Below are 11,737 nucleotides of genomic sequence, written 5' to 3'. Positions count from 1 at the left end.
AATTACCCCCCCCCGCCCCCGACCCCGATGCGACCGCCGAGGCGGAGGAGACCGGCGACACCCTGCTGTCCGTGGCCGTGGACCGGCTGCGCGACGCGGGCCCCCCGGCCCACCAGGTGTGGCTTCCCCCGCTGGACCTGCCGGCCACCCTCGACCAGGTGCTGCCGCCGCTCACCCCGGACCCCGAGCTGGGCCTCACCGCCGTCGGCTGGGCGGGCCGGGGCAAGCTCAGCATCCCCATCGGCATCGTCGACCGCCCCTTCGACCAGCTGCGCGACCTCCTCACCATCGACGTCTCCGGAGCCGGCGGACACATCGCCATCGCGGGCGGCCCGCAGAGCGGCAAGTCCACGATGGTCCGCACCCTCCTCACCTCCCTCGCGCTCACCCACACCCCCCGCGAAGTGCAGTTCTACTGCCTGGACTTCGGCGGCGGCACGCTGGCGGGCCTGGCCGGGCTGCCCCATATGAGCGGCGTCGCGGCCCGTCTGGACACCGAGCGGGTCAGCCGGACCGTCGCCGAGGTCACCTCACTGCTGTCGGCCCGGGAACGCTTCTTCCTCGACGAGGGCATCGACTCCATGGCGACGTTCCGGCGCCGCCGGGCCGCCGGGGAGTTCCCCGACGAGCAGCACGGCGACGTGTTCCTGGTGGTCGACGGCTGGTCCACAGTGCGTCAGGACTTCGACCGGTACATCCAGACCTTCGGCGCGATCGCCGCGCGCGGCCTCAACTACGGCATCCACCTGATCGTCACCACCGCCCGCTGGGTCGAGCTGACCTCGGCCATCCGCGACCAGGCCGCCACCCACCTGGAACTCAGGATGGGCGACCCGATGGACTCCGAGATCGACATGCGGCGCGCCTCGACCGTGCCCCGGCTGCCCGGCCGGGGCCTGACCCGGGACACCAAGCTGCACTACCTCACCGCGCTGCCCCGGATCGACGGGGTGGAGTCGGCGGAGGACCTCACCGAAGGGGTCGCGGAGCTCGTCGCGGCGGTCAAGGAGAGCTGGCCCGGCCCGGCCGCCCCGGCCGTCCGTATGCTCCCGGCCAAACTGCCGGTCACCGAACTGCCCGCCCCCGAGGCGCCCTTGGGCGGGTTCCGGATGCCGATCGGCCTGGAGGAGCAGGAACTCTCCACCGTCTGGCACGACTTCACCGAGACCCCGCACATGGTCGTCGTCGGCGACACGGAGAGCGGCAAGACCAACCTGCTGCGGGTGGCGGCCCAGGCGATCATGAACCGCTACTCGCCCGCCGAGGCCCGCATCATGGTCGTCGACTACCGGCGCGAACTGGTCGAGGCGGTCCCCGACGAGTACCGCCTCGGTCACGCCGTCTCCATCGACGCCCTCAAGGACCTGGTCTCGGGCGCGGCCCGCGCGGTCACCTCCAGGCTGCCCGGCCCCGACATCACCCCGGCCCGCATGCGCAAGGCCGACTGGTGGAACGGCCCCCGCCTGTTCATCCTGGTGGACGACTACGACATGGTCGGCACGGGCCCGATGAACGCCCCCTTCGAACCACTCCTGAACCATCTGGCCCTCGGCTGGGAGGTAGGCATCCACCTGATCGTCTCCCGCTCGGCGGCGGGCGCGGGCCGAGGCATGGGCGAAGCCCTCCTCCGCCGTCTCCTGGAGGTCAACACCCCGACCCTGCTGCTGTCCTGCCCCCCATCGGAGGGCTTCATCCTCGGCTCCCTTAAGGGCCGAAACCTCCCCCCGGGCAGAGGAACACTGGTGACCCGACGCAAGTCGACACAGGTACAGACGGCGGCGCTGGAGGACGACGCCGGGGAGTGAACAGGGCTGGAGGACGCCCTTACCGGGGCCCTCATGAAGCGCCGACGGCCGGTCGACCAGGCCGGCCGACGCAACACGGGTCCCGGGCCCGTCTGGCGCCACGTCGCCGGGCCGGGTATGCCCCTTCAACCCCGGCCCGCTTTCCCAGCCCATCCGACGCGCCTGTCCGACGCCGACCGGTATTCCCGCTCCGTCCGGCGCGCCTCTTCGACGCCGGCCGGTATTCCCAGCCTGTCCGGCGTGCCTGTCCGACGCCGACCGGTATTCCCGCTCCGTCCGGCGTGCCTGTCCGACGCCGGCCGGTATTCCCAGCCTGTCCGGCGCGCCTCTTCGACGCAGGGCCCGTATCCCCAGGCCGTCCGGCGTTTGAGGACAAGGCCCGTTCAGGGCCGTAGGGGGTTTGGGGGCGCAGCCCCCAGGGACAGGATGGGACGGGTAGGGGCGGCGGGGGCGAAACCCTCAGTCCCCTGGCCCGATCACGGTGAGGCCCGGCGCCCACCAGTCACCCGGCGGGACGCCACCCCCGCGCCCGCCCCCGCGGAACCACCACCGCGAGCGCGGCGACCAGCAACAGCACCCCCGCTCCCACCGCCGCCACCACGAACGCCCGCTGACGTGGCTCCTGCGACACCGCCGCCGGGACCACCGCCTTCGCGGGCCGGGGTGTGGTTCCAGGGCCCTTCGGCAGTACGGCGGTGAGCGCCGCGTAGGGGTCCAGGCGGGGTGGGGCCGCCGGATACGCGGCCTCTGTCAGCTGGCGGGACACCTCCCGCGCCGACATCTCCGGATGCCGCGCCCGTACCAGCGCCGCCGCCCCGGCCGCATGCGCGGCGGCGAGCGAGGCGCCGGAGCCGATGAAGTCCCCCGTGCCCCGGGGGCCGATGCCGACCACGGAGTCGCCGGGCGCGGCGAGGTCGGCGCCGGGGACCACCGGCGCGTTGTCCGGGCGCCCGCCGTCGGGACCGTAGTCGCTCACGGCCAGCACCCCGGGCGCGGCGGCCGGCCAGTACCAGGGCTGCGCCGGTACGAGATCCCCGGTGGCCCGGTCCTTGGGCAGCGCGTCGGGGGCGAGCGGCGCGACGACGAGGGCGTTCTTGCGGCTCGCGTACCCGACCGCGTCCGTGAGCTCCGCCTTGCCGTCCGCGAGGGCCACCCCGACGTAGATGACCGAGGCACCGGCGTCGGCGGCCTTCCGTATCCCGTCGGCGATCCGGGCCGCCGAGGCGCCGCCACGCTCATCGGTGCCCCGTACGGCCAGGATCCGGGCCCGCGGCGCCAGCCCGGCAGGACCTCCGTCCGCCGTCCCCGCCGCCGCGATCAGGCCCGCCGCGAACGTGCCGTGCCCCACGCAGTCCACGCCGGCGCCGTCGAGCGCGGTCACCCGCCCCGACAGCGCGGAGACGTTCGCGCTCACCCCGGTGTCCACCACCGCGACGGTGACCCCGACACCCTCGGAGAGCGTCAGGGACCGCGCGTTGCCCAGCGCCGCCAGCGCCCACGGCGTGCCACTGGCGTGCTCGGTGGAGGCGGGCACGCAGGGCTCGTCGGCCCCCAGAACGGACCGCACGGCGGGCAGCTTCACGGAGTCGGCGGCCGCGGGAACGGCGGCCGACAGGGTCACGAGCAGGGGTGCGGCAACCGCCGCCCACCGAAAACGCAGAGTACGGGCAGCACGCATGGCGCGATCCTAGGCGCCGTGGAGGAGAGCGAAGCGTACGGGGTCGATACGTGAACTCCCCTGCCGCTCCTGGAAGATGACGGGCCAGGTCCCGTAGCCTTCACCGCGTGCGCACGCCCGTACGACCCGAACCCGGCGACCCGTACCCGGAAGGGAAGTCGCGCGGCGGCGGCACCACAACGAGGAGGATCGACGCGTGTCACGGCAGTTGCTCAGGGTCAGCTCGGACCAACCGGACAGCTTCCGGACGATCGGTGAAGCCCTGGAGAAGGCCCGCACCGGAGCGGTGATCAGGGTCCAGCCCGGCCGCTACGCCGAGAACCTCACCGTCAGGACCCGCGTCACGATCGTCGCCGACGGCGAACCGGGCAGCGTCGAGATCTGCCCGCGCCGCGGCTCCGCCGTCGTCCTGGTCGCCGACGCCGTGATGCTCACCGACCTGACGCTGCGCGGCGGCACCGAGGACCTGCCGGTGGTCGACGCGCCGCGCGGCCAGGCCGCCATGGACGGCTGCGTGGTCATCGGCTCGGGCTGGACCGCCGTACTGGCCCGCGAATCCGGCTCCCTGGCCATGCGCGACTGCCGGGTCAGCAACCCCAAGGGCGCCGGAGTCGTGGACGCGGCGTCCACCGGCAGCGTCATCGAGGGCTGCCTCATCGAGAACACCGGCACGTCCTCGGTCGTCATCGGCGAGGACGCCCGTACGACCGTACGGGACTGCCGGCTGCGGGACGCCCGCGCCAACGGAGTCCTGGCCAGCGGCACCGCACAGGGCCTGGTGGAGGACTGCGACATCTCCGCCACCGACAAGCCGGCCATCGCCCTCGAGGGCAGCAGCGGCACCCGGATCGTCCGCACCACCGTGCACGACACCTCGGTCGGCGTCTACGTCACCAGCAGCTCCCGCCCGGTCCTGGAGCAGGTCACCGTCCTCGACACCGCCGGCCCCGGCATCATGCTCGCCGACAGCGCCGACCCCGAACTGGTGCGCTGCCGCACCGCCCGCACCAAGGGCAGCGGACTCGCCGTCACCGAACGCTCCCGGGGCACCTTCCGGGACTGCGAGTTCGACCACGCCGCCGCGCCCGCGATCCGGGTGATCGGCTCCAGCTCACCCACCCTCACCGGCACGGCGGTGCGCGACTGCGCCGACAAGAACTGCGCCGTACTGCTGGAGGACGAGTCGTCGCCGGAGTTCGACGGGCTGGTGGTCTCCGACGCGACCGCCGTCGGCATCCGGATCCGGGCCGGCGCCAACCCGCTGGTGCTCCGCGCCCGGATCAGCGACCCCGGCGGCCACGGCATCGAGGTCGTCGAGGACGGGCGCGGACGCCTGGAGCACTGCGAGATCGACCGCGCGGGCGGCGCCGCACTGCGCATCGCCTCCGGCGGCAGGCCCGAGGTACGCGACACGGTCATGCGCGAAGCCGCCGACGCCACCGTCTCCGTGGGCGCGGCGGGCATGGGCACCCTCCGCGACTGCTCGGTGCAGTCCGGCCGCGCGTCCGGCCTCGTCGTCGAGACCGGCGGTGAACTGAGCGTCCTGCGCACCCACATCACCGACTGCGGCGCACACGGCGTCCTGGTGTCGAACGGCGGCCGGGCCGCCCTCACCGGCTGCCAGATCACCGGCGGCGTCGGCGACGGCATCCGGATCGACAGCTCCGAACCGGTCACCGTGACCGGCTGCACCGTACGCGACAACCGCGGCGCGGGCCTCAAGCAGACCCGCGCCGGCGACCGGCTCACCGTGGAGGACCTGAACAGCGCCGGCAACGCCGCACCGGACGCCTGGGGCGACACGCTTCCCCCCGACGCCGCGGCGGCCTCGACGGGCGGCGAACAGGGCCAGACCCCCCAGGGCCCGCTGGCGGAACTGGAGTCCCTGGTCGGCCTCGCCGACGTCAAGCACCAGGTACGGACCCTCGTCAACCTCAACCAGCTCTCCCAGCGCCGCGCCCAACTCGGCATGCCCGTCCCGCCGATGAGCCGCCACCTCGTCTTCTCCGGCCCGCCCGGCACCGGCAAGACCACCGTGGCCCGCCTCTACGGCGGCATCCTCGCGGAACTGGGCGTGCTGCGCTCCGGACACCTCGTCGAGGTCTCCCGCGCCGACCTCGTCGCCCAGGTCATCGGCGGTACGGCGATCAAGACCATGGAGGCGTTCAACGACGCCCTCGGCGGTGTGCTGTTCGTCGACGAGGCGTACACCCTCCTGTCCGACAGCAAGGGCTCCGGCGCCGACTTCGGCCGGGAGGCGGTCGACACCCTGCTGAAGCTGATGGAGGACCACCGGGACGAGGTCGTCGTCATCGCCGCCGGCTACACCGACGAGATGGGCGCGTTCCTCAGCTCCAACCCGGGCCTGGCCTCCCGCTTCACCCGGACCGTGGAGTTCGCCAACTACTCGGTCGAGGAGCTGGTGACGATCACCGAGAACATGTGCGCGGGCCACCGCTACGAGCTGGACCCCGGCACCCTGGACGCGCTCGCCCGGCACTACGAGCGGATGCCGAGAGACGCCACGTTCGGTAACGGCCGCGCCGCCCGCAAGGTGTTCGAGGAGATGGTCGACCGCCAGGCGCACCGCCTCAGCACCATGCCCAACCCCGCCGAGAGCGACCTGACCCTGCTGCTGCCCGAGGACGTCGCCGACACCTCGGCCGCCAAGGCCGACGGCGCCCCCGGCGCCGAGGAACTGCTCGCCGAACTGCACGCGATGGTCGGCCTGAGCGCGGTCAAGAACGAGGTGACGGCCCTGGTCAACCTCCTCACCGCCACCCGCCAACGACAGGCGGCCGGCCTGCCCACCCCGAAGATCAGCCAGCACCTGATCTTCTCCGGCCCGCCCGGCACCGGCAAGACGACCGTCGCCCGCCTCTACGCGGACCTGCTGCGCTCCCTCGGCGTCCTGCCCAAGGGCCAGCTCGTCGAGGTGGCCCGCGCCGACCTGGTGGGCCGCTACGTGGGCCACACGGCGCAGCTCACCAAGGACGCGTTCGAACAGGCGATGGGCGGTGTGCTGTTCATCGACGAGGCGTACACGCTCACGCCCGAGGGAGCGACCTCCGACTTCGGCCGGGAGGCGGTGGACACCCTGCTGAAGCTGATGGAGGACCACCGAGACGAGGTAGTGGTGATCGCCGCCGGCTACACGCACGAAATGGGCCGCTTCCTCGCCTCCAACCCGGGCCTGGCCTCGCGCTTCTCCCGGACCGTGGAGTTCGAGAACTACACCACCGACGAACTCCTCGACATCCTCGCCCGGACCGCCACCGGCTACGGCTACGACTGCACCCCCGAGGCCCTCACCGACCTCCGCGCCTACGTCGACTCCCTCCCCCGGGACCGCTCGTTCGGCAACGCCCGTACGGCCCGCCAGATCCTGGAGACGATGATGACCCGCCAGGCGGGCCGCATAGGCGCCCTCCAGGCCCCCGGCCTGGACGACCTCCGCATGCTCCTCCCGGAGGACCTCCCCACGACCCCGACTCCCCGCGCCACACACTGACCGCCGGATCATGGGATCAGGAAAGCCGCCCGGCCTCGTGAAGCGCGTCGAAGACCATCGCGTCGACGGCCGAGACCCGGCCCCGATCGGCGTGGCGGAACCACGCCTTCTCGGCGATCTCCCGCGCCGGGATCAGCTCACCGCGGTGATCGGCGGTGTAACAGATCATCCGGAAGAGGCCGTGCTCCGGATGACCCTCGCCGATCTCGAAAGTCCCGACGTGCACCATCGAACCGGGGTCGATCACCGCCCGCAGCTCCTCGTCGATCTCTCGCACGAGGGTCTCGCCGTCGGACTCGCCGGGCTCACGATGACCGCCCGGGAGGTAGAAGCGATCCCTGCCGTGACTACGCGTCACCAACACCCGCCCGTCCCGAACGAGGACCCACGCCACCTTCTCCGGCACACCGTCGCCAATCGCCATGGCCAGGACGGTATCGGAGGGCACCGAGCGCCTCGGGGAGGAGACGCCGGGCGGTGAGGTTCCCCTCGCCGCCCGGCGCCCGGATTCAGACTGCTTGATTCCCGCAAGCCCCGCGTGCCGTGAACGGCTGGTTTCCGGGATCTCGCGTCAGCGTCACGCGTTGTTTCCTCGGCGAGATCTACTCGAACCTCCGTAAGGCAGCGATGAGTTCCGCTCAGCCGAGGAGACCGGGCTCCCGTCCAAGGGCTCCTGGACGACTGGGCAGTGCTCCTTTGCCTGCCGTGCTCAATGCGCCGCCCGCACCGCCGAGACCAGTCCGCCGGCGCCCTCGTCATACTGCGCCGGGGTGAGCACCGGACGCCCGTAGGCCTCGGCGCGCTCACGCAGGGTGAAAGTCTCCGCCTCCCACCCGAGGCCTTCCAGCCAGCCGACCGTGTCCTCCGGCATCTCCGAGACCCACATCGACGCCGCCGATCCCGGAGCGGCGTCCTGGCGGAAGCGTTCGACCACACCGCGCGAGCCCAGTGTCAGCCCCATCCTGCTGCCCGCAGCGGAGAGCACGCCGACCCGTTCGAGCAGCGACTGCACCGCGTCCTCGGGCAGATAGATCAGCAGTCCCTCGGCGATCCACACCGTCGGCTGCGCCGGATCGTGCCCGGCCGCGACCAGGGCACCGGGCCAGTCCTCGCGCAGGTCGACCGGGACGGTGATCCGCTCGCAGCGCGGAACGGCCCGCTCCTGACGCAGCACCGAGGCCTTGAAGCCCAGCGGTTCGGCCGTGTCGACCTCGAACAGCCGGGTCCCCGCAGGCCAGTCCATCCGGAAGGCCCTGCTGTCCATCCCGGCTCCGAGCAGCACGACCTGCCGGACGCCGGACGCGACCGCCCGGTCCAGCAGGTCGTCCAGGAACTTCGTCCGGATGACGATCGAGAAGGCCACACCGAGCCGACGGCGCCGGGCCGCCTCGTCAGCGAGCGGGGCCGGCGGCGACCCGGGCCCGAGCCCGCCGGCCGTGGCGAAGGCCAGCGCCAGCTGATCCCGGAACAGCGGCTGCTCACGCGCCGTCTCCATCGCCCTCACCCGGGCCACACCCACGGCTGTGGCCCACACCCCGGACGGCTCGACCCGTCCTGCCGCATCAGTCATACGTTCAGCGTAGGCCGCCGGAGAGTCACACCGACGGGATGGGAAGGATCGAACCCCGCCGCCTCGCACGGGGGGCCGGAGTGCCCAACTTCAGGTTGTCCATTGGCGGATCCACCTGACGATTCAGAGCCCGCGAAGAGCCGGACCGCTGAACTGGTCGCGACAGAGTCGGTCCAGCCCCGCGTCACTGCGGGAACAGGGCGAAGGTACGTTCGCGGCCCCTCAGTCGATGCAGAACTCGTTGCCCTCGATGTCCAGCATCGGGATGCACGAATCATTGCCGTCGTACAGCGTGCGCACGTGCACCGCACCGAGCGGGACCAGTCGTGCGCATTCCGCCTCAAGGGCGCCGAGGCGCTCTTCCCCCACGAGTCTGGTGCCGACCCGCACATCAAGATGCACCCGGTTCTTGACGGCCTTCCCCTCGGGGACACGCTGGAAGTACAGCCGCGGGCCCACACCTGAGGGATCGACGCAGGCGGACCAGGCAGACCCTTGAAGTCATCGGGGTTGGTGGTGAAGAGGGGGAGTTCTTCGGCGGCCGCGATGGCGGCGATCATCAGGTCGGCTACACGGCGACGGGGCTTTCGGCCTGCCGAGACGATGGCGGCGCAGATTCTGCCGTAGATACGGGCCGCCTCCACATCGAAGGGGATCGGGTCGAATTCGTTCTCGGCGCGCTGCAGTACGTCCACGCGGCGGGCCCGCTCGGCGTATTCGTCGTAGTCGCTCTGCTCGCCGCCACGCACCTGGTGGGGGCCTGCGGAGAGTTCCGCGAGGGTGATGGTACTGATGGCCATCTCGGCGGGCAGCTCGTCGGCGTTGATCCACTTGCGCAGGATCATGATGTTGGTGTCGAGCAGGCCCTGAGCTGTTGCCGCCGTGACGCAGCCGCCGCTTGTGCTCGCGACCGTGGACAGGTGAAGGCGCTTGCTCAGAGAGCGATGTGCATCCGGACATGAAAGAGCCCCTCACGCGTTTCCGCAGGTGAGAGGCTGTATGCGCCCCCGGCAGGACTCGAACCTGCGGCCAAGCGCTTAGAAGGCGCCTGCTCTATCCACTGAGCTACGGGGGCCGGGTGTGGTGGCCTCGGTCGTGGTGGCCCGGGTGTGGGCCGGGTCCTTGACGTTGCCGCAGACAAGGATAGGGCTCCCGGGTCCTTGTCCTGGTTGCTTCGCCTCCGTGGCTCAATGTGGAGGTTCAGTGAAGCGGTCCTGATAATCGCAGGCAGGTACGAATCGTGCACCGCTTTTGCCCTCTCGCGCATCGGGTGTTGTGCACTCGTTATGCCTGGCCTCTGCCTGCGTCCCAGTCGTCCCTTCCGTCCCTTGTGTTCTGTCGGCGCGCAGGCATGCCTATATGCTTCAAAATTCCCCTAAAATTGGGCATTCTTCACATGTGGTGACCTTGGACGTACGGCCTCAGCTGCTCGACGCACTCTCCGCCCTGCGCGACCGTGTCGCCGCCGCACGCTTCCCGCTGCCCCTGGCGGGGGCTCCACGCGCGCGTGCCAACCGCGACGAACTGCTCGCGCAACTCGACGACTACTTGGTGCCCCGCTTGAGAGAACCCGAAGCACCCCTGCTCGCGGTGGTCGGCGGGTCCACCGGGGCCGGCAAGTCGACCCTCGTCAACTCCCTTGTGGGACGCAGAGTCAGCGAAGCCGGCGTACTGCGGCCCACTACCCGGACGCCGGTACTGGTCTGCCATCCCGAGGACCACCACTGGTTCAGCGGGATGCGGGTACTGCCCGACCTCACGCGCGTGTGGGTGCCCCACCAGGAACCGGGACAGGACCCCGGCGACGATCTGCTGCTCCCCGGCGAGGACGGGTCACGCGTGCTGCGCGTCGAGACCGCCGAGAGCCTGCCGCGCGGGCTCGCCCTCCTCGACGCCCCCGACGTCGACTCCCTCGTCGCCGACAACCGCGTCCTCGCGGCCGAACTGATCTGCGCCGCCGACATCTGGATCATGGTGACCACGGCCGCCCGGTACGCCGACGCCGTCCCCTGGTACCTCCTGCGCACCGCCAAGGAGTACCAGGCCTCCCTGGTCACCGTCCTCGACCGGGTGCCCCACCAGGTGGTGTCCGAGGTGTCCCGGCAGTACGGCGCCCTCCTCACCAAGTCGGGCCTCGGCGACGTACCGCGCTTCACCGTGCCCGAACTGCCGGAGTCCGCCTGGGGCGGTGGGCTCCTTCCGGCCACCGCGGTGGCGCCGCTGCGCGCCTGGCTCACCCAGCAGGCGCAGGACCCGGCCAGCCGCCAACACGCCATGGCCCGTACGGCGTACGGCGTCCTCGACTCCCTCAAGTCCCGTATGCCCGAGCTGGCCGGCGCCGCCGCCGCGCAGTATGCGGCGGCCCTGCGGCTCACCGCGGCCGTCGACGGGGCCTACGACAGCGAGCACGCGCGCGTACGGGGGCGGTTGCAGGCCGGCGCCGTCCTCGCCGGGGACGCGTTGAAGCGGTGGCGTGCCTTCCCGCTCGACTGTTCCGCGGGTGAACTCCTCGACGCCCTCGTGGAGAGCCTCAGCGCCCTCCTGCTCTGCTCCGTCACCGCCGCCGACGAACGCGTCGACGACGCCTGGCGCCGCGAACCCGCCGCGGCCGCCCCGGAACTGACGGGCCGAGACCCGTCCCAGGAGAGCGTCGAACACCGTATCGGGATGGCCGTACGGCGGTGGCGGCGCGAGTTGGAGGAGTACGCCGAGGACGAACTGCGCGCCCTCGACCGCAGTGCCGCTCCGGACGTCGAGGCGGTCGCCGCGCTCGTCGCCACCGCACTGCTGGGCGGCCGCCGGGCCCGCTCCGCGGGCGAGCGGCTCGCCGAGCGCATCGGAGCCCACGGCGCCCTGAGGCTGCGCGACCGCGGCGGACGGCTGCTCGCCGACCACCTGGACCGGGTCATGCACACCGAACGCGAGCGCCGCCTCGCCCCGCTCGACGCCCTCGACGTCCAACCGGAGCCCCAGGCCGAACTCATCGCCGCGCTGTCCGTACTGCAGAAGGAGAGGTGACCGCGGTGACCGCCGTCACTGACCACGACCATCACGACGCCCCGGCCGAAAACATGCCCCCGCAGGAGGGCCTTCCCGACGGCGATAAAACCGATAAGAAGAACCAGCAGAACAAGAAGGAGGAGGAAGGCAAGGGGAAGGGGACGGGGGAGGGG

The 11,737-nt window shown here is 71.8% G+C and carries 6 protein-coding genes, 1 tRNA gene and 2 pseudogenes; 3 read left to right on the top strand and 6 right to left on the bottom strand.

Annotated elements, in window-relative coordinates:
* Positions 1-1,805, top strand: a 1,805-nt coding sequence (eccCb, locus tag ADL01_RS12745) for a type VII secretion protein EccCb (protein WP_063783512.1), incomplete at its 5' end; no start/stop codon positions are given.
* 502 nt (positions 1,806-2,307) lie between these two features.
* Here the strand turns inward: eccCb and ADL01_RS12740 are convergent.
* The gene (locus ADL01_RS12740; RefSeq protein WP_053742069.1) at positions 2,308-3,483 is read right to left on the bottom strand and encodes a S8 family serine peptidase; all 1,176 of its coding nucleotides are present in this window, start codon (positions 3,481-3,483) and stop codon (positions 2,308-2,310) included.
* A gap of 196 nt (positions 3,484-3,679) precedes the next feature.
* On the opposite strand from ADL01_RS12740, the gene ADL01_RS12735 reads away from it, so the two are divergent.
* A complete protein-coding gene (locus tag ADL01_RS12735) occupies positions 3,680-6,994 on the top strand; it encodes a right-handed parallel beta-helix repeat-containing protein (RefSeq protein WP_053742068.1) in 3,315 nt (1,104 codons plus the stop codon).
* A gap of 16 nt (positions 6,995-7,010) precedes the next feature.
* Here the strand turns inward: ADL01_RS12735 and ADL01_RS12730 are convergent, their stop codons facing one another.
* From ADL01_RS12730 to ADL01_RS12715, 5 genes and pseudogenes are all read right to left on the bottom strand, one after another.
* Positions 7,011-7,418, bottom strand: coding sequence for an NUDIX hydrolase (locus ADL01_RS12730; protein WP_053742070.1), 408 nt, complete (start codon positions 7,416-7,418; stop codon positions 7,011-7,013).
* 285 nt (positions 7,419-7,703) lie between these two features.
* A complete protein-coding gene (locus tag ADL01_RS12725) occupies positions 7,704-8,564 on the bottom strand; it encodes a class I SAM-dependent methyltransferase (protein WP_053742067.1) in 861 nt (286 codons plus the stop codon).
* A 222-nt stretch (positions 8,565-8,786) separates the two neighbouring features.
* A pseudogene (locus ADL01_RS12720) lies at positions 8,787-9,053 on the bottom strand (VOC family protein); the annotation flags it as partial.
* Positions 9,053-9,409: pseudogene (locus ADL01_RS41825) on the bottom strand (type II toxin-antitoxin system VapC family toxin); the annotation flags it as partial. The pseudogenes ADL01_RS12720 and ADL01_RS41825, both read right to left, overlap by 1 nt.
* A 157-nt stretch (positions 9,410-9,566) precedes the next feature.
* Positions 9,567-9,639 (bottom strand) — tRNA-Arg (locus ADL01_RS12715).
* A gap of 323 nt (positions 9,640-9,962) precedes the next feature.
* Between ADL01_RS12715 and ADL01_RS12710 the strand changes: the two genes are divergently transcribed.
* Entirely contained in the window at positions 9,963-11,582 is a 1,620-nt protein-coding gene (locus tag ADL01_RS12710; RefSeq protein ID WP_053742066.1) for a dynamin family protein, read from the top strand.
* The last annotated feature ends 155 nt before the right edge of the window (positions 11,583-11,737 follow it).

It is taken from the genome of Streptomyces sp. NRRL WC-3618 (assembly GCF_001280005.1).
Taxonomy (GTDB): Bacteria; Actinomycetota; Actinomycetes; order Streptomycetales; family Streptomycetaceae; genus Streptomyces.
This window is presented reverse-complemented; position numbering and strand designations above follow the sequence as displayed.

Bases quoted from the DNA above. Each gene is read 5' to 3' on its own strand.
- ADL01_RS12740 (WP_053742069.1), bottom strand. From the start codon at position 3,483: ATGCGTGCTGCCCGTACTCTGCGTTTTCGGTGGGCGGCGGTTGCCGCA.
- ADL01_RS12730 (WP_053742070.1), bottom strand. From the start codon at position 7,418: ATGGCGATTGGCGACGGTGTGCCGGAGAAGGTGGCGTGGGTCCTCGTT.
- ADL01_RS12725 (WP_053742067.1), bottom strand. From the start codon at position 8,564: ATGACTGATGCGGCAGGACGGGTCGAGCCGTCCGGGGTGTGGGCCACA.